This is a genomic window from Sporosarcina luteola (genome assembly GCF_023715535.1).
GTDB classification, from domain to species: Bacteria; Bacillota; Bacilli; order Bacillales_A; family Planococcaceae; genus Sporosarcina; species Sporosarcina luteola_B.
The window spans coordinates 423,129-441,332 of the sequence record NZ_JAMBOI010000002.1 but is presented as its reverse complement, the minus strand read 5'-3'; the positions used below and the strand labels follow the sequence as shown (position 1 = coordinate 441,332).

Sequence of the window (18,204 nt, the reverse complement as noted above, 5' to 3'; positions counted from 1 at the left end):
ATATATTTTTGTCATAACCATTTTTCATAATATGATATATAAAATGATGGGCACAGTAATGACACTCCATATTCTACTGAGGAAATATGGGATTAGGGGAATATCAGCAGTTTTCGCAATGACGAATACTTGCATGTGGATACTTAAGCCATTCAGTGAAATGATTGCGGCGATTAAAAAAGGGAATACTGGATTCGTAAAAAAATGATCGGTTGCAGATTGGACACCTGAAGTCATTTCAAATAACGCCAGCAGGAATGTTTTTGTTATTCCCAAATCGATAGTGAAGGCCTTCGATATGGCAGTCGTCAATACATTTCCAAGGGCGGAAAAAAAGATTACGGTAGTGGCGACAAGAATGATGACCGTAGAGCTTTCTTTTATCGACTCCAAAAAAGGAGAACCTGCACGTTTTTTCGGCAATGGCAGTTGTGAAGAATCCACTTCTTGCCGCCCCTTTTTCATGGCTGCGAGCGTAAATAATAAAAAAAGGATATTGGCAATATGAATAGCAGCTAAAAGTTTCCATCCAGATGTTGTATTGCCAAACAGCTCAGTTCCTACAAAACCGAGTATGAACATGGGGCCAGGTGCATGACAGGCGGCTAGCAAGTAGCCACTTTCACGTCTGCTCAACTCCCCGATTTTGACCATCTCCGTGACAGTAACCGCTCCGACTGGAAATCCACCGAATGAACCGAGGACATACGCCTTCATATACCGTTTCCAATTTTTCTTTGACGGATTTTTTACTGGAACTTTCAATAGCCACTGCGTCAAAATGATATAGGGCAGCAAATAAGGCAGCAACGCATGTACAAATAATTGTGCACCGGCTTCGGCCCCGTCATGTGCGATGCCGGGCTGTAAAATGAAGAGGATGATTAATCCCCAAATGACCCCGATGCTGATCATATCTTTATTTGTTGCAGTGTATCTGAGACGTAATTCATTCATGTGCCTCCTTCAGCGATTGTAGATGCAAAACGTTGTCGTTTTTTCTTTATACTGGATATTTTCGGTGGTACACTAGTAACCAGCCGACTTTTCTTGTCTAGTTTCGGACGCTAGCTGCTCAACTATGTGCAAACGTCCTTAGCTTTTCTTGTTATATATATGTCCCATCTGTACAGGCTATTAATGGAGGTGTGTGGGTATGAAGATGAAAAGGGTTGGATTGTATGCCGTCGCATTGCTTTTTCTTTTGTTTTTATTCATTTATCCTCTAGATGCATACATATCGAAACCGGGTGGAGCTTATGATTTGGAGCCAATTGTAGAAGTCGAGGGCGGTGACAAGGATGATGTGGGTACATTCAGCCTAATGACCATTTCGATAGGGAAAGCGACCCCTTTTTCCTACGTTGCCTCAAAATTTTCCGACCGGATGAAGGTATTGCCCATCAACAAAGTGAGAAGGGAAGGGGAGAATGACAAGGAATATAACATACGTCAGAAAAAACTTATGTCAGATTCCCAATTCAACGCGATTACGGTCGCATTCAGCAAAGCCGATATTCCAGTCGACATTACGTATGATGGTGTATTTGTCGTATCGGTCCTGAAAGGCGGCGCGGCCGATGGCAAGCTTCAAACGGGAGATAAAATTCGATTTGTCGATGGCAGGCAGTTAAGTGAGTCCGGACAATTCGCATCATCGATTTCCAGAAAAAGCGAAGGCGATAAAGTGATGGTCACCATCGAACGGGATGAGAAGATGATGGATGTTGAAATCTTTCTACGTGAGATCCCGAAATCCGAAGGCCGAATCGGTTTAGGTATCGAATTCCAGGAAGACCGTGAACTGTCAACTGATCCTAAAGTGGATATCCACACAGCCGATATTGGCGGACCGTCCGCAGGGCTTATGTTCACTTTGGAAATTATGAATCAGTTGCTGGATGAGGATTTAACGAAAGGGTACAACATCGCTGGTACCGGTGAGATGTTATCCGATGGCACTGTCGGTCGGATAGGCGGTGCCGATTTCAAGATCATGGCGGCTGACCGTGAGGGAGTGGAAATCTTCTTTGCGCCAAACGATTATTTGCCGGATGAAGTTCGGGAGAAGAATCGAGGCATCATGACCAACTATGAGGAAGCCGTTAAAACGGCAGAAAAAATAGGTACGAAAATGAAGATCGTACCTGTAACCACGATAGATGACGCCTTGGATTATTTGAAAAACTTGAAAGAGAAGTGATCTTCCATAATCGGAGATATTTGATAATCCAAGCCGATTGTGGAAACAACACCCGTCCCTTTTCCTAGAGCTAAAGCATAAATATTGGATGCGTTGATGTCCATGTCCAATGAAGGATCGGAGAATGATGCGACTTTGCTTATAAGGGGCAAAAGGAGTTCCTTTTTCCGTTCGTTTAAGTAGGACCGTCCTTCATTGGTCATCCCTAGCAACCGCAAATAAGTAGGCTTTTCCATTTCAGCACGACTTATTTTCGTGAAGCCGGTCAGTATATGTGTCAGCATCCGTTGTATCCTTGTCCACGTATAGCGCTTTGACTTCACTGCATCCATGAATGATTGAAATGAATCCTGTGATTGTGCCGCGCGGAAGATGAGATTTTCGATTCCTTCCGAAACATCGGCAATAGTACGTAGCCGGGAAGGTCCCTCCCGTAAAATCACGAAACGAAGGAATGGGTAAAAGCTCTCCCAGTTACCGAATACCATTCTTTCCGACTGCCATTCATGCAACAGTTGTTTTGTGACAGTCGGAATGAAATCAGAAACTTCATCAAGCTTTTCCGAGCCGAAGAACGATTTCCGGATGCCAGTCGCACTTGCGATTTTTTGACTTTCCAATGAATCATCATGATAGCCGGCTCCCATCCGTCTGATCGTCACGGCTTTCATTGATGACCCGATTGACTCTGCGGCTTCCATATAATGAAACCCTAAAATATTATTCGGCATAGACAAGTCGGCAACAGGAAGTGAAGGTTGTCCTGCAATAATTGTCTCGTACGCTTGATTCAACGCCATCGGATAGCTAACACCTTCAGCAATCGCTTTTTTTACAGCTGTTTCATATTCATCGGTATGACGGTCAATCAGCTGTAAGCTATTGTGGAAAGGCTCTATAGTGCCATCTTCACTTCCGAAACAAAAAGCGCTGCATCCAACCGCGTCAAGCAGCTCGATGGCCCCTTGCGCAAATACAGGGGCGTTTCCTGTTGCAAATCGGTAAGGAAGCTCGAATACGATGTCAACACCGGATGCGAGCGCCATCTTCGTACGCGTCCATTTATCGACAAAAGCCGGTTCACCCCTTTGCAGGAAATTGCCGCTCATGACTGCAATGATGACATCCGCGCCCGTTTCCAATTTGGCTTGCTGTGCATGGTAGACATGTCCATTATGCAAAGGATTATATTCAACGACGATGCCTGTAGCTTTCAATATGTCCACCCCTTCGGTATAATCTAATTGAATTATACGTTGTCGAGATTTAGGTGACAAGAAAATATCTTGACATCCCTTTTTATCCATTATATAATCAACAGTGTTGTCTTGAGGTGATATAGACGTGAAATGGTCAATTCATCAACTACAGAAATACAGACAAGGAGCATTGCCGCTTGACGAAGCGGTCAACCTTGACTCCGTCAAAAAACGGAATCCGGAGATCCGGGATATTAAGCCTGTCCACGTAACGGGAAGCTGTATAATCGGTTCGAAAAAGCTGACTTGCCATTTCCACCTTGAAGGTGTGATGACATTGCCTTGTTCACGAACATGGGAAGATGTCGAATTTCCATTTTCGGTGGAAACAGACGAGCAGTTCAGTTGGGACGAAGCCACACTTGCTACGGATGATAATATTCACCCGGTAATCGGAGAAATTATCGATCCTACCCCCATTTTTGAAGAGTTGATTCTTCTGGAAGTGCCTTTACAGATTTTCAGCGAAAACGCTGCCGATATGAAAAGCGCCGAGGGTAAAGGGTGGTCTTACACGACCAATGAAGAACATGAAGAGCGGCTCCGAGAAGAGAAGAAGAAAGTTGATCCGCGTTTAGCGGGGTTAGCTGATTTTTTCAATTCGGACAAGGAATAGACGAAACTAAGGAGGTGCCTCAAATGGCAGTACCAAAAAGAAGAACTTCAAAAACATCTAAAAGACTTCGTCGTACGCATATTAAGCTACAAGTTCCAGGCATGACAACTTGTGACAATTGCGGCGATATGAAACTTGCGCACCGCATTTGCAAATCTTGCGGTCATTACAAAGGTAAAGACGTAGTAGGGGAATAATATTCTCTGCTTAAAGACCACCGTGAGGCCATGGCTCCGGTGGTTTTTTTATATATACAAAAGCGGAGGGCGGCGTTAAGCCTCGACAGGCATAAGGCGAATCTGCGAAACGGCGGTCTTTGCCGTGCAGCAGAGTTGACTTATGACCCGAGAGGGTGCCGCCTGGAGCTAGACGATACAAAAGCGGAGAGTGGTCGCAATCTGATGCGTCAAAGGTCCCGAAATGACGATAACTTTTGAGAAGTGACCGATAACTACTCTGAAATGACCGATAACTCGATGATCTTGATCGAAAACTCTCGGGAAATGACCGATATCCGTCAGGAAGTGATCGATATCATTCATCCAACTACATAAGGAGGGATTTGCATGTCCTATAAAATTGAAATCACTGATGGAATCGCCACTTTCATTATCAATCGTCCGGAGATGAGAAATGCAATTAATGGCGCAGTCATGGACGGTCTCGAAACCTTTTTAACAAAAGTAGAAACTGAAAACAGCATAGCGTACGCAGTCATAACAGGAGAAGGCGACCGAGCGTTCTGTTCAGGCGGCGACCTGTCGGAATTCCACGGATTCCGCACGGCAGACGAAGCTTATCCGATGCTGAGCAGGATGGCAGGATTATTATATAGACTGTCGACATTACCGCTTCCCGTAATAGCAATCGTCAACGGGGCAGCTGTCGGTGGAGGTTGTGAAATTGCGACTGCATGCGATTACAGACTCGTCTCTGTAAACGCAAAGGCAGGATTCATTCAAGGAACACTCGCCATAACAAGCGGATGGGGCGGCGCATCGCAACTGTTTGTCAAAATGAACAATCATGCTGCCACGCTGAAATTATTATCTGAAGCGAAAGTACATACAGCACAACAATTGCATTCAATCGGATTGGCTACAGAAGTTTACGATGGGAATTCACAAGTTGCATTAGAAAAATTCATTGCCGACATGGATAAAATACACCCTTCCGTCCATAAAGCATATAAAAACTTAGCAATCACGAACTGGAAGAAGAGTGGACTTGAAGAACGTATGCTTCAAGAAGCCGCCCAATGTGCTCAGCTTTGGGAAAGCGATGCACATCACGAAGCTGTGGAAAACTTCCTGAATAAAAAATAAGAAACCAAATATAGTGCTGGCAATTAGGGTTGGAGCGAAAGGCGGCGACTCCTGGGGGATTAGCGGGACAGGTGAGACCCTGGACGAAGCGGAGCGAAGGAAGCGGCTCACTGCCCGCCCCCCGGAAAGCGTCCGCCTGAAGTGGAAATCCGTTACATATGGAGCATCCAAGATCAGATAATGATAGGAATTCAGATAAATAGTTGAAAACGGTTTCATTCATCGTATAAACTAGTAATGGGGAGAAATTAAAACAATGCAACTAAGGGGGATGCCTATATGAATAAGATACTTATTGCGAATCGTGGGGAAATCGCATTGAGGATCATGAAGACATGCAAGCGGCTCGGCATCAAGACTGTAGCTGTGCATTCGGAAGCCGATGAACATATGCCGTTTGTGAAATACGCAGACGAAGCCTATGTGATCGGACCGGGTCCTGTAGTGCAGTCCTATTTGAAAGCGGATGACATTATCGATATCGCATTAAAAGTGGGAGCGGATGCCATTCATCCAGGCTATGGGCTACTGTCCGAAAACGCTGCATTCGCCCGCAAAGTAAGCGATGCAGGCTTGACATTCATCGGCCCCGACGCTGAAACGATTGAATTGATGGGTGATAAAATCGCCTCGCGAGTGAAGATGAAAGCCGCTGGTGTACCAGTTGTTCCAGGAACCGATGAAGGAGTCGCTTCTTTGGAAGACGCGATAAAAGCTGCAGACATGATCGGCTATCCAATCATGTTGAAAGCGAGTGCGGGCGGTGGGGGCATTGGGATGGTACGTTGTGAAAGTGAGCAAGCGCTCAGTCAACATTTTCAATCAATCAAAACCCGTGCGAAATCGTATTTCGGAGATGATGTTGTTTTTCTTGAAAAGTTCGTCGAGAATGCTCGTCATATCGAAGTGCAGATATTCGGTGATGACAAAGGGAACATCGTCCATCTGTTCGAACGGAATTGTTCCGTGCAAAGGCGCAACCAGAAGGTGATCGAAGAATCTCCTTCCCCGTCATTGTCAAAAGAAGTGGGAAAGCGGCTGTATGAAGCTGCTGTTGCTGCCGGGAAAGCCGTCAACTATCGGAACGCGGGAACTGTGGAATTTATTTTATCCGAAAACGATGATTTTTATTTCCTTGAAATGAACACCCGATTACAAGTGGAACATCCAGTAACTGAAGAAGTGACCGGCTATGACCTAGTTGAATGGCAAATCGAAGTCGCGCGAGGCAATGAATTGCCTGTCAAGGATCAGCAATTGATTAAAAGTTCGGGCCATGCGATTGAATTCCGTATTTACGCGGAAAGTCCCACAACGTTCATGCCCTCTCCAGGAACCATCCGTAAAATGGACTGGAATGATTCAGCCAATGTACGCGTCGATTCAGGCTATGAAGAGGGCGGAAGTATTACGCCGTTCTATGACCCGATGATTGCTAAAGTGATTGTCCATGCAGAAGGTCGACAAGAAGCAATAAAAAAAGCGGAACAATTCTTCACTTCCTTTACAATTGAAGGGATTAAAACGAATATTCCACTCTTTCAAAAGTTCATAGGATCAAAAGAATTCGACCAGGGCAATTATAATACGAACGTTTTAACGGAATGGTTACAAACCAAAAAGGAGGAAGTGGAAAAATGACACAAGTAAAAGCTGCAATGGCAGGTACAGTATTTACAGTGAACGTTGCTGAAGGTGAGGAAGTACAGGCGGGCCAAGTGATCATCGTCCTTGAATCGATGAAAATGGAGATTCCGGTAGAAACAGAAATTGGAGGCAAAGTGACATCGGTCAATGTCCAAGTCGGCGATTTCGTGAATGAAGAAGATGTACTTGCGGTTATCGGGGAATAAGGACAGCTGGTTCTACAAATCGGCAGCCTGAAGGGTGAATGTGATCGGGAGGGGAAGAACAATGACGAACATGACAGAGCAGACAGTTTATAATGAAAAACTGAATGAAAGACTTGAGAAAGTGTTGTCGGGAGGTCATCCGAAATATCACGAAAAATTGAAGGAGCAGAACAAGCTATTTGTACGCGATCGACTCAAGCTCCTTTTCGACGATGGTAAGTATATGGAGGATGGCCGCTTCGCAAACTGTGAAGCTGACGATTTGCCAGCGGACGGCGTCGTTACCGCCATGGGGCAAGTGAATGGGCAAACTGTTTGTGTCATGGCGAATGATTCAACGGTGAAAGCCGGTTCTTGGGGATCAAGGACGGTTGAGAAAATTATCCGTATCCAAGAGATTGCCGAAAAGAATAGAGTTCCGATGTTGTATCTTGTCGATTCTGCAGGGGCTCGTATTACGGATCAACTTGAAATGTTCCCGAATCGTAGGGGGGCGGGAAGGATCTTCCATAACCAAGTGAGGCTATCAGGCTTCATTCCTCAAATCTGCCTATTGTTCGGGCCTTCGGCGGCTGGGGGGGCGTACATCCCTGCATTTTGCGATATTGTCATCATGGTGGAGGGGAATGCTTCCATGTATTTGGGATCCCCGCGGATGGCGGAAAAAGTGATCGGCGAGAAAGTGACGTTGGAGGAGATGGGCGGAGCGAGAATGCATTGTTCCGTTAGCGGATGCGGTGATGTCCTTGTTGAAAGCGAAGAGCAAGCAATCAGTGAAGCACGTCGCTATCTAGGCTTTTTCCCGGCTAATTTCACCGAGAAACCTTCCGTTATAGATGCAGTCGCGGCCAAGACGGGAAGATCACTCGAAGAAATCATCCCCGAAAACCAAAATGCGCCGTTCGATATGTATGAAGCAATCAATGCGTTAATCGATGCGGACAGTTTCTTTGATATTAAGAAACTATTCGCTCCGGAACTTATTACCGGGCTAGCGCGTATTGAAGGTCAACCTGTTGGAATCGTCGCAAACCAACCGAAAGTGAAAGGGGGCGTCCTGTTCGTCGACTCGGCGGATAAGGCGGCCAAATTCATTACGTTATGCGATGCATTCTCAATTCCGCTTCTGTTTTTAGCGGATGTCCCCGGCTTCATGATCGGTACCAAAGTAGAACGAGATGGCATTATCCGTCACGGTGCTAAATTGATCATGGCAATGAGCTCGGCTACGGTCCCTAAAATATCCGTTGTTGTCCGGAAAGCTTATGGTGCTGGACTTTATGCAATGGCGGGTCCCGCATTTGAACCAGATGTTTGCATCGCGTTGCCGACAGCGCAAATTGCAGTGATGGGACCTGAAGCTGCGGTCAATGCGGTTTATTCGAATAAAATTGAAGCGATTGAGGATCCGAAAGAGAAAATTGCTTTTGTGCAGGCGAAACATAAAGAATATAAAGAGGAAATCGATATTTACAAGATGGCTTCCGAGCTGATAATTGATGAAATCATCGCGCCTTCAGACTTGCGGAGTGTGCTTGCCGACCGATTCCGTTTTTATTCGACAAAAGAACTTCCGTTGCCACCTAAAAAACATCCCGTGTATCCTGTATAATCGAATATAAGGTAGAATAAGGGCGCCTTTTCCGAAGGTCGCCCTTTTTAAAAAGGGGGATTTGCATGGACGTTGTGATCGCTGGAGCGGGTTCTATCGGTTTGCTAATAGGCTCTTATTTGGCGGAAGCGGGTTTGAAGGTCGTGTTTTTTGTAAGGAGGGAAGAGCAGGCGGCTCTCATCAGGCAACAAGGAATCAGGCGTATCAATGGTGATCGGTCAGAAATAGTATTGGAAGTGGATGCGCAAACAGATGTCGGGAAACTGCCGGAGCATGCCCCTTGGATAATCTCGACGAAATATGAAGGGATAGCGCCAGTCGTAGAGGTGATTCTCGATAGAAATGTAAAGAATCCGGTGATGTTCGTTCAAAATGGGTATGGTCATTTCGATTTTATCCGTGGGACTTCAATGCCTAACGTATTTTTTGCGGCTGTCGAGCATGGCGCAGGCAGATTGGATGATCGGACTGTTTCCCACAATGGGATAGGAACTATAAACATAGCTCCTTACCGAGGTGATGAGACGGGTTTTGATTTCCTGCAATCTGTTAGCTCGGCTGTATTTCCAGTGGCATATGCGAAGGATGCACATCATATCATTTTGCGGAAAGTGCTGATCAATTGCATGATCAATCCGTTGACGGCGATTCTAATAGTGAGGAACGGTGATCTAGTCGTAAATCCTAATGCCAAAATACTTTTTGATCAGTTGTATGAGGAAATTATGGCTGCTTTTCCGGAAATGAAAAGTGACTTGCCGAAAACTGCTGTGGAAGAAATATGTAAAAGAACAGAGAAGAACAGATCATCAATGTTGACGGATCGGGAGAATGGGAATCCAATGGAGATAGAGACAGTGGTATCATCTGTCCTTCATATGGGTGAACGCCGTGGCGTACGCTTGCCGCTATTGGCTACTCTTGAGAAATTACTGCTAGCGATAGATAGGAGCTGATTGTCGATGGTGAATGTCCTTCTATCGATTCTAACGGGGATCATTGTTGTATTTCCATTTGTCATTACAGTCGTCTTCCTGATCTTTATGAAGCGAATGGGGAAAGCGCCTGCTGCGGTCATTGGTAAAGCTGCGGATTTTACAACCCCTTTTTTATTTTTGTCAGTATATATCACTTCAATGACCATCTTTGGTAAAGGGACGGGTTTCTATATTACTTCCATCGCAATTCTCATCGCCATTTTCCTTGCTGTTGTTGAAAGGGTGAAGGTTAAGGAGTTTGAAATAGGACGTGTTTTGCAGAAAACATGGAGATTGTTTTTTCTATTGCTCTCACTTTCCTATGTCATTCTACTTGTAATCGGTATTACCTTTAAAATACTGGAATATGTAAAATGATAGGAATTTCATTCATGTGGCAAGCGTATATTTTTCATTCCGATGAATTTGAATGATATACTCTGTTCAAACCAGTAAAAAGGGGCATCAATGATGGAAATCAAGTCAATGGTATTGGATAATCAAAATAAGGTAATGCAATTCTACAATCATGACGAACAATTCATACATAATTTTTTTGACTATAGAAATGAAAGCCGATCTTACCCTGACAGGCTAAAGGAGCTATCCGGCCGTCCGTTCCACAGGAAAGAACTTTCTTCTGTCATCCGTTCCTTCATGGAGCCATTCGGTATTTCGCAGAAAGCTTCAGCACATCTCGATGAGCTTTCCGAAAACGGAGTCGTTATCATCGGCGGCCAGCAAGCAGGTATTTTGACGGGACCTCTGTACTCCGTCCATAAAGCGATTACGGTCATCCTGCTCGCTGAGCAAAAAAGGAAAGAGCTTGCCGTTCCTGTCATACCTGTATTCTGGGTTGCTGGCGAGGATCATGATCTGAATGAAATCAATCACGTCTTTACGGAAAATTCTCAAGGGATAACGAAGCATAAATATCCGGAGAAATTCATCCTGAAATTGATGGCATCCGACGCAACCTATTCCCAAAAGGAAATGACAGCATTTATAGAAGATGTTTTCCGTCAGTTCGGCGAAACGGAGCATACGAAGCCATTGATGAAGGAAGTGTTGACCGCAGTCGAAAAGGAAGAGACATTCACAGGGTTTTTCGTCAGACTGATGAATGGACTTTTCCATGAACAAGGACTGTTGTTCATTGACTCGGCGTATAAACCGTTGCGTGAAATCGAAAAAAGCCATTTCGCCCAATTCGTATCGGAATCCGATGAACTCGCTAGATTGGTCGTCGAGAAAGAAGCACAGTTCTCAGGACTGGGACTCGGTAAACCGATTGAAGCTGAAGAGGATGCCGCGCACCTGTTTTATGTGCATGAAACTGGACGAGTCCTTTTATCGAAAAAGGATGGATGGTTTATCAACGACAGCACAGGCATCCGATTCACAAACGAGGAAATGTTGAGGATCGCTGTCGAACAACCCTGGCTGTTAAGCAATAATGTCGTAACACGTCCTGTCATGCAAGACCTTGTCTTCCCAGTTCTCGCTTTCGTTGGCGGGCCTGGTGAAATTGCCTACTGGGCTTTATTGAAAGAGGCTTTCCAACTTTTCGGAATCCGGATGCCGATCATTGTTCCACGTGTTTCAATGACATTGGTATCCAAGCGCGCGAAACAGGCAATGGAGTCAATTTCATTAACGATGGAAGGCGTACTTGCCGGAAAAGTCTTCAACGTTCGGGAGCGGTACATCGATTCGTTGCAAAATGAACGGTTTGAAAGACTGCTTGCAGAAACGGAGATGCAATTGAAAGGGAAATATGAAGAACTGACAGAAGGTTCAACTGCAGCGATGCGTCAGCTACTTGAGAAGAATTTAAAATTCCATGAAAAACAATTGGATTATCTAAGGAAGAAGGCAGAAGAGGAGCTATTGATCCAACACCAAACAGCTCTCCGCAAATATAGCATCCTTGAGAATGAGCTGTTGCCGGACGGATCACTGCAAGAGCGAATCTTCACGCCTTATCTCTTCATGAATCAGTATGGTCCAGATTTGGTACAAGATTTGCTTCGCCAACAGATCAAAATGGATGGAACCCATCAGATCATCTATTTATAAGTAATGAAACAACGCCGATGCAGGCATTTCCAGACTGCATCGGCGTTGTTTATGCGTTTATGACGCTTGTATTCTATGTTTGAATGCAAGCTATATCTCAATGAAACAAGTACTATATACACATTTTATAATGAAAATAGTTTTTGAGTGGAGGAATGTGGAGGGATGTGGTACATTAAAATCATATAGTGGGGTGAAGAGTATGTTCATGGGCGAATATCAGCACACTGTAGATGCAAAAGGCCGTTTGATCGTCCCGTCAAAATTCAGGGAATATCTGATGGATGGCTTTGTGCTGACTCGTGGATTGGATAACTGCCTCTTCGGTTACCCTATGGAGGAATGGAAACGGCTAGAGGAAAAATTGAAGGCGTTGCCTGTTACGAAGAAAGATGCCCGTGCATTTGCCCGGTTCTTCTTCTCAGGGGCCACTGAAGTCGAAATAGACAAGCAGGGCCGTGTCAATATTCCATCCTCATTATTGGACTTTGCGAAAGTTGAAAAAGACTGTGTCGTTATCGGAGTTTCGAGCCGAATTGAAATCTGGTCGAAATCTTCCTGGGATTCCTATTACGATGAGTCGGAGCAATCGTTCAACGAAATTGCAGAGAACATTATCGATTTTGACTTTTAAAACCAAAAGCGGAAGCGCCTAGGCGATGGAGCTAGATGCTAAAACACTAAAAGAAAGAAGGCGGTTTCAATGTTCGATCATACAACTGTATTGCTTCACGAAGCCGTCGACGGGCTAAATATTAAACCGGACGGTATTTACGTCGATTGTACGCTTGGCGGTGCCGGTCACAGTTTAGAGATCGTGAAGAAGCTGTCGGCGAATGGCAGACTGATCTGCTTTGATCAGGATACGACAGCGATTGATGCTGCAAAAGTGAAATTAAACGATTATTTGGAGCAAGTCACATTCATCCACTCCAATTTCCGGAATTTGAAAGACGAACTGTCAAAGATAGACGTGCATAAAGTGGACGGGATCCTATATGACCTCGGTGTGTCCTCACCGCAGTTGGATACGCCGGAACGAGGGTTCAGCTACAATCATGATGCAATACTCGATATGCGCATGAACACAGAGGCGGCGTTGACTGCCTATGAAGTGGTCAATGAATGGCGATACGAAGATTTAGTGCGCATCTTTTTCAGATATGGTGAAGAGAAGTTTTCCAAAGGGGTCGCCCGAAAGATCGAAGAAGCGCGGAAAAATGCACCGATCAAGACGACAGGCGAGCTTGCAGAGTTGATCAAAGAAGGAATCCCTGCTGCTGCTCGCAGAACAGGTGGACATCCGGCGAAAAGGGTTTTCCAGGCAATACGGATAGCAGTGAATGATGAGTTGGGGGCAGCGGAGGATTCATTAACCGATGCTTTGACTGTAATGAATCCTGGTGGACGCATTTGTGTCATCACTTTCCATTCACTGGAAGACAGACTTTGCAAGACAATCTTCAAAGAAGCGTCATCCATGCCGGAACTGCCGCCGAATTTACCGATCGTTCCAGAAGGAATGGATCCCGAATTCAAATTGGTGACGAGGAAGCCGATCCTTCCAAGTACAGATGAAATTGAAGTGAATAAAAGGTCCAGATCTGCAAAACTGCGGATCGTAGAGAAAAAATAAAGGGGGAAACTGTTAATGGCATTGGAACAGAGAAGCTTTCAAATGAATACGGTCCATGAGGTACATGCACCACAATCACCAAAGACACATGAAACACAACAGCCGGCGAGGCGTTCACGAAAACTTTTCTCAACAGGAGAAAAATTTCTGTTCGTGCTGTTCGCGGCAGTTCTCGTGCTTTTCTCTACAATGATTTTGCATACGCAAGCCCAAATCAATGAAACGAACAAGGAAGTGCAATTAATCAACAAGGAAATAGACGAAACGAGAAAACAAAATACAGAATTGTCCATACAAGTGAGCGAGAAATCTACATACGAAGTTATTTGGAATAAAGCGAAGGAGCTCGGCTTGAACCTGAATGAGAAAAACGTAAAGGTCGTGCCTGGACGATGAAAAAGAAGTTTCGATTTCAATGGGGAGCCTTCCTGATGTTTCTGGTTTTTGGAGGGCTCTTTTTTCTTTTGTTCGGAAGATTGTTGAGCATACAAATTACGGGACAGGCCGAAGGAAGACAAATGGCGGCCATGGCGGAAGCCAAATATGCGCGAGAGTCGATCCTGAAAGCTGAAAGAGGAAAAATCATCGACCGGAACGGTGAAATGATCGCTTCCGATACGCTCAGCTACCGGTTGATTGCAATTTTGAGTGAAAAAGCGACTGAAAAAGGTGCGAAAAAAAAGAGGCATGTCACTGATTTTGAAAAGGCTGCCGATTTGTTAAGCAGGTTCATCCCGATGGAAAAAGAAAAGATGATTGAAATCAGGGATGCAGCAATAAAAAGGAATACGGATACGTATCAGATCGAATTTGGAAAAGCAGGACGGGATATTAGCCATGAAACGATGCTTGCCATTAAAAAGGCCGCTGAAAAAGAGGGCGTTACAGGACTGCAGTTCATTGAAGATAAGAAGCGTTTTTATCCGAACGGCGATTTTGCATCGTATTTGATCGGATTTGCGATGAGAGAAGAAGATGAGAACAAGAAAGTTTCGACGGTCGGTAAAATGGGCCTTGAACAGACTTATAACAAGGAGCTTACCGGTACGGACGGAAAAGTGGATTATAAGACCGATATTTGGGGATTCATCTTACCGAAATCCGAGAAGAAGATTGTAGCTGCAAAAGACGGACTGACAATTCAACTGACAATCGATAAAACAATCCAAAATTTCGTCGAGGATGCATTGAATCAAGTTGAAGAGAAATATTCACCTAAAAAAATGCTTGTCATCGTTACTAACCCGAAAACCGGAGAAATCTACGCAATGAGCCAGCGACCATCTTTTCATCCAGCGACTCGAGAGGGACTGACGGAAAACTGGCTGAACGAAGCTATCCAGAACACATTTGAACCGGGCTCGACGATGAAGATCTTTACATTAGCCGCGGCAATTGAGGAGAATAAATGGGATCCTTCTGCTGAATACCAGTCTGGACAATATACGATTTATGATAGGACGATTCGTGACGTCAATCGGACCGGTTGGGGAAGAATCACATACTTGGAAGGGTTCCAGAGGTCATCGAACGTTTCAATGGCCTATTTATTAGAAAGAATGGGCGACCGGACATTCATCGAATACTTACGTGGGTTCGGCTTTGGTGAAAAGGTCGGAATCGATTTGCCGCATGAGGTTCCGGGCATCATTTTGGACATCAATCCGAGTGAGAGGCTGACAACTTCTTATGGACAAGGATCCACTGTAACTCCGATCCAGATGATTCAGGCTGCGACAGCCATTGCAAATGACGGTAAAATGATGAAACCGTATGTTATTGATAAAATTATCGACCCGAATACGGGAAAAGTGGTGGAAGAACATAAAGAGGAAGAACGGAAATCTCCTATTTCAGCGGAAACTGCCAAGAAAACGCGTGAGGTTTTAGCTTCTACAGTCACATCCGATGTCGGTACTGGCCGGAAGTTTGCGCTTTCTGGCTACTCAGTCGGCGGCAAGACAGGAACCGCGGAAATTCCGAAGACGGATGGCAGAGGGTATCTGGCCGGGGACGGCAATTATCTATATTCTTTCCTCGGAATGGCACCTATCGACGATCCGCAGTTGTTGACGTATGTACTCGTCCAGCAGCCGAAGCTTGAAGCAGGCCAATACGGCTCGGATCCGGTCGCAGAGTTATTCACGTCCATAATGGAAAGCAGTTTGAAGTATATGAATATACTCCCTGAAAATAGTGAAACATCTTTGACGAAGTCATTGTCGGACCATATTGGAGAAGCTTCGGATGCTTCGATTGCAAACCTTGAACGACAAGGTTTTTCACCGGTATTGATCGGTGAGGGAGGCAAGGTGAAAAGCCAATATCCCGAAAAGGGAACGAGGTTGAGTGAAGGTTCTATTGTGCTCCTTGAAACTGAAGGGGACACCACTCTTCCAAATTTTTCTGGGTGGTCGAAAAAAATGGCGTTATCATTTAAAATGTTATCTGGGCTTGATATCCGGTTGAACGGCGATGGATATGTGACAGAGCAAAGTCTATCCGCGGGTGCCGTCATCAGCAAAGATGATCCTGTAGTGCTCCAGCTTAAATCACCGGAAGATTCACATAAACGAATCGAACAGAATGAAGAGGCAGAGGATGAAGAAGTGGAAGAGATAATTGGCGGATGATGTATAGCTATCCCCGCCCTTTCATAGGTTGATAGAAAAACGAAAGGTGTGGGGCTCTGCGTAAATATGCCGATTTGCAATCGAAGAAACGGTTGCGGGCAGTTTTCATCATTTTCCTCATTTCCATATCCATGGTTATAGCAAAGCTCTTCCACGTTCAAATCATTAAACATGAATGGTTGAAAGCGCGCGCGGAAGAGAATTGGGATCGGGAAATCCCTTTTGGAGCGATCCGAGGTGAAATTCAAGATCGCAATGGTCAGTTGATTGTTGGGAACAAACTGGCTCCGACGCTTTATTTTATGCCCTCCCAAAACAAGGAACCGGAAAAGGCAGCAGGGTTATTGGCGGACATATTGCAAGTTGACAAAGAAAAACTGCTTGAGAAGATGACGAAGAAAACGTATATGAACAAGCTAGCGCCTGAAGGGAAAAACATTACCCAGGAACAGGCGACGGAAATTTCGAAGTTGCAAATTGATGGCTTGTATACAGGAGTAGATTTCGTCAGGAACTATCCATATGGTGAAATGCTTTCCAGGCTGATCGGATTTACTGGATTTGATGGAACAGGCCTTGCAGGCATCGAATATGCATACGATGAGATTTTGCAAGGTACTGGAGACAAAATACGTCTCTATACAGATGCGAAAGCGATTCCGCTTCCACACGTCGATGATGGGTTCCAGACAGGTGAGAATGGAGCTACCTTGGAACTGACAATTGATATTGAAATGCAGAAAGTCATGGAACGCGAATTGACACAAGCGATGGAAAAACTCGATGCCGCCCAAGCGATTGGAATTATAATGAATCCGAAAACGGGCGAAATCCTATCATTGGTTTCCATGCCTACTTTCCATCCAGCCGAATACCAGGAAACAGACCAGGCAATCTATAATCGGAACTTGCCGGTTTGGATGACGTTTGAACCGGGGTCAACATTCAAGATCGTAACGCTTGCGGCAGGCCTTGAAGAGAAAGTTATTGACCTCCATCATGATCATTTTAATGACACTGGCTCCACGAGGATTGCAAATGCAACGTTAAGATGTTGGAAACGGTCGGGGCATGGGCACCAGTCATTTTTGGAGGTTGTCGAGAATTCCTGTAATCCTGGCTTCATAGAGATCGGCCAGCGATTGGGGCCTGAGAAACTCGACCGTTATATCCGCGATTTCGGTTTTGGCGAAACGACAGGTTCAGGCATTGCGGGCGAAGCGAAAGGAATCCTTTTCTCAAAAGCGGCATTTGGCCCGATAGAACAAGCAACAACCGCATTCGGCCAAGGGATTTCCGTAACACCGATCCAACAAGTACAGGCGGTGGCTGCCGCAATTAACGGCGGATATTTGTATCGACCGTATATTGTAAAGGAAATAAAGAATGATAAGGGTGAAACGTTGAAAACGTTTGAACCCGAAATGAAACGCCGCGTCGTCAGTGAGGAAACTTCCGCCCAAGTGAGAGCAGCATTGGAATCGGTTGTTGCAAACGGCTCGGGTCGAAACGCATTCAATGATGGCCTCCGCGTCGGCGGGAAGACAGGGACTGCTCAGAAGGTCGTAGATGGCAGATACAGTGATGGCGATTATATCGTTTCATTCGTTGGATTCGCACCGGCAGATGATCCCGAATTACTTGTCTACGTTGCGGTTGATAGCCCGAAAAACTCGATTCAATTTGGAGGCGTCATTGCAGCGCCGATCGTCGGCAGGATCATAGAAGAGATTGCACCGCTTGCTGGCATCGAAAAAAGGGAAGGTCAAATTGAAAAGGAATACCGATGGGGCGACGCAATCACACATCGTGTTCCTGATTTGACAGGCATGACAAAAGGAATGGTCGCCCGCCAGCTTCACACGTATCGTATAGAGTGGCATGGCGAAGGCGACGTTATTAAATACCAAATGCCCGTCCCGGATTCCTTGATGACGGTGGACGATGTTATTCATGTTTATACAGAAGAATAGAAAAACTCAAGGCGCGTACAAAGTGCCTTGAGCTGCGT

General features: G+C 45.2%; 17 protein-coding genes. 15 read left to right on the top strand and 2 right to left on the bottom strand.

The window, feature by feature from the left end:
• Window positions 1–24 precede the first annotated feature (24 nt).
• Window positions 25–957 carry a hypothetical protein gene (locus tag M3191_RS05700; RefSeq protein ID WP_251698871.1) on the bottom strand — a complete coding sequence of 311 codons (933 nt, stop codon included), beginning with the start codon at window positions 955–957 and terminating at the stop codon, window positions 25–27.
• Between the two features lie 199 nt (window positions 958–1,156).
• On the opposite strand from M3191_RS05700, the gene M3191_RS05695 reads away from it, so the two are divergent.
• Window positions 1,157–2,203: a SepM family pheromone-processing serine protease gene (locus M3191_RS05695; protein ID WP_251698869.1), complete on the top strand. Its 1,047-nt coding sequence runs from the start codon at window positions 1,157–1,159 to the stop codon at window positions 2,201–2,203.
• Here the strand turns inward: M3191_RS05695 and M3191_RS05690 are convergent.
• Window positions 2,176–3,420, bottom strand: a complete 1,245-nt coding sequence (locus M3191_RS05690; protein ID WP_251698867.1) for a nucleotidyltransferase — start codon at window positions 3,418–3,420, stop codon at window positions 2,176–2,178. The two genes, M3191_RS05695 and M3191_RS05690, sit on opposite strands and share 28 nt — an antisense overlap.
• Before the next feature lie 127 nt (window positions 3,421–3,547).
• Between M3191_RS05690 and M3191_RS05685 the strand changes: the two genes are divergently transcribed.
• The 14 genes from M3191_RS05685 to M3191_RS05620 all read left to right on the top strand — a co-directional run bounded on the left by M3191_RS05685 (window position 3,548) and on the right by M3191_RS05620 (window position 18,166).
• Window positions 3,548–4,078 carry a YceD family protein gene (locus M3191_RS05685; RefSeq protein WP_251698865.1) on the top strand — a complete coding sequence of 177 codons (531 nt, stop codon included), beginning with the start codon at window positions 3,548–3,550 and terminating at the stop codon, window positions 4,076–4,078.
• Window positions 4,079–4,101: 23 nt separating this feature from the next.
• Window positions 4,102–4,275, top strand: coding sequence for a 50S ribosomal protein L32 (gene rpmF / locus M3191_RS05680; protein WP_251698863.1), 174 nt, complete (start codon window positions 4,102–4,104; stop codon window positions 4,273–4,275).
• 369 nt (window positions 4,276–4,644) lie between these two features.
• Window positions 4,645–5,403 (top strand): enoyl-CoA hydratase/isomerase family protein, encoded by a 759-nt coding sequence (locus tag M3191_RS05675; protein WP_251698861.1) that lies wholly within the window; start codon window positions 4,645–4,647, stop codon window positions 5,401–5,403.
• A gap of 279 nt (window positions 5,404–5,682) precedes the next feature.
• Window positions 5,683–7,044 (top strand): acetyl-CoA carboxylase biotin carboxylase subunit, encoded by a 1,362-nt coding sequence (locus tag M3191_RS05670; protein ID WP_251698859.1) that lies wholly within the window; start codon window positions 5,683–5,685, stop codon window positions 7,042–7,044.
• A complete protein-coding gene (locus M3191_RS05665; protein ID WP_251698857.1) occupies window positions 7,041–7,256 on the top strand; it encodes a biotin/lipoyl-binding carrier protein in 216 nt (71 codons plus the stop codon). Before M3191_RS05670 ends, M3191_RS05665 begins: the two co-directional genes overlap by 4 nt.
• Before the next feature lie 70 nt (window positions 7,257–7,326).
• Window positions 7,327–8,868, top strand: a complete 1,542-nt coding sequence (locus tag M3191_RS05660) for an acyl-CoA carboxylase subunit beta (protein WP_251699325.1) — start codon at window positions 7,327–7,329, stop codon at window positions 8,866–8,868.
• A 65-nt stretch (window positions 8,869–8,933) separates the two neighbouring features.
• Window positions 8,934–9,824, top strand: coding sequence for a 2-dehydropantoate 2-reductase (locus M3191_RS05655; protein ID WP_251698855.1), 891 nt, complete (start codon window positions 8,934–8,936; stop codon window positions 9,822–9,824).
• 6 nt (window positions 9,825–9,830) lie between these two features.
• Window positions 9,831–10,223, top strand: a complete 393-nt coding sequence (locus M3191_RS05650; RefSeq protein ID WP_251698853.1) for a DUF3397 family protein — start codon at window positions 9,831–9,833, stop codon at window positions 10,221–10,223.
• Window positions 10,224–10,316: 93 nt separating this feature from the next.
• Complete coding sequence (bshC, locus tag M3191_RS05645; protein WP_251698851.1) at window positions 10,317–11,924, top strand: bacillithiol biosynthesis cysteine-adding enzyme BshC; 1,608 nt, start codon at window positions 10,317–10,319, stop codon at window positions 11,922–11,924.
• Between the two features lie 202 nt (window positions 11,925–12,126).
• A complete protein-coding gene (gene mraZ / locus M3191_RS05640; RefSeq protein ID WP_251698849.1) occupies window positions 12,127–12,558 on the top strand; it encodes a division/cell wall cluster transcriptional repressor MraZ in 432 nt (143 codons plus the stop codon).
• A gap of 69 nt (window positions 12,559–12,627) precedes the next feature.
• A complete protein-coding gene (rsmH, locus tag M3191_RS05635; protein ID WP_251698847.1) occupies window positions 12,628–13,560 on the top strand; it encodes a 16S rRNA (cytosine(1402)-N(4))-methyltransferase RsmH in 933 nt (310 codons plus the stop codon).
• A gap of 15 nt (window positions 13,561–13,575) precedes the next feature.
• Window positions 13,576–13,956 (top strand): cell division protein FtsL, encoded by a 381-nt coding sequence (gene ftsL / locus M3191_RS05630; protein ID WP_251698845.1) that lies wholly within the window; start codon window positions 13,576–13,578, stop codon window positions 13,954–13,956.
• A 35-nt stretch (window positions 13,957–13,991) separates the two neighbouring features.
• The gene (locus M3191_RS05625) at window positions 13,992–16,193 is read left to right on the top strand and encodes a penicillin-binding protein (protein ID WP_251698843.1); all 2,202 of its coding nucleotides are present in this window, start codon (window positions 13,992–13,994) and stop codon (window positions 16,191–16,193) included.
• 74 nt (window positions 16,194–16,267) lie between these two features.
• The gene (locus M3191_RS05620; RefSeq protein WP_435368142.1) at window positions 16,268–18,166 is read left to right on the top strand and encodes a peptidoglycan D,D-transpeptidase FtsI family protein; all 1,899 of its coding nucleotides are present in this window, start codon (window positions 16,268–16,270) and stop codon (window positions 18,164–18,166) included.
• The last annotated feature ends 38 nt before the right edge of the window (window positions 18,167–18,204 follow it).

Coding starts and splice junctions, on each gene's coding strand:
- M3191_RS05700 (WP_251698871.1), bottom strand. CDS start 957: ATGAATGAATTACGTCTCAGATACACTGCAACAAATAAAGATATGATC.
- M3191_RS05695 (WP_251698869.1), top strand. CDS start 1,157: ATGAAGATGAAAAGGGTTGGATTGTATGCCGTCGCATTGCTTTTTCTT.
- M3191_RS05655 (WP_251698855.1), top strand. CDS start 8,934: ATGGACGTTGTGATCGCTGGAGCGGGTTCTATCGGTTTGCTAATAGGC.
- M3191_RS05665 (WP_251698857.1), top strand. CDS start 7,041: ATGACACAAGTAAAAGCTGCAATGGCAGGTACAGTATTTACAGTGAAC.
- rpmF (WP_251698863.1), top strand. CDS start 4,102: ATGGCAGTACCAAAAAGAAGAACTTCAAAAACATCTAAAAGACTTCGT.
- bshC (WP_251698851.1), top strand. CDS start 10,317: ATGGAAATCAAGTCAATGGTATTGGATAATCAAAATAAGGTAATGCAA.
- M3191_RS05660 (WP_251699325.1), top strand. CDS start 7,327: ATGACAGAGCAGACAGTTTATAATGAAAAACTGAATGAAAGACTTGAG.
- rsmH (WP_251698847.1), top strand. CDS start 12,628: ATGTTCGATCATACAACTGTATTGCTTCACGAAGCCGTCGACGGGCTA.
- M3191_RS05670 (WP_251698859.1), top strand. CDS start 5,683: ATGAATAAGATACTTATTGCGAATCGTGGGGAAATCGCATTGAGGATC.
- mraZ (WP_251698849.1), top strand. CDS start 12,127: ATGTTCATGGGCGAATATCAGCACACTGTAGATGCAAAAGGCCGTTTG.
- M3191_RS05625 (WP_251698843.1), top strand. CDS start 13,992: ATGTTTCTGGTTTTTGGAGGGCTCTTTTTTCTTTTGTTCGGAAGATTG.
- M3191_RS05675 (WP_251698861.1), top strand. CDS start 4,645: ATGTCCTATAAAATTGAAATCACTGATGGAATCGCCACTTTCATTATC.
- M3191_RS05650 (WP_251698853.1), top strand. CDS start 9,831: ATGGTGAATGTCCTTCTATCGATTCTAACGGGGATCATTGTTGTATTT.
- ftsL (WP_251698845.1), top strand. CDS start 13,576: ATGGCATTGGAACAGAGAAGCTTTCAAATGAATACGGTCCATGAGGTA.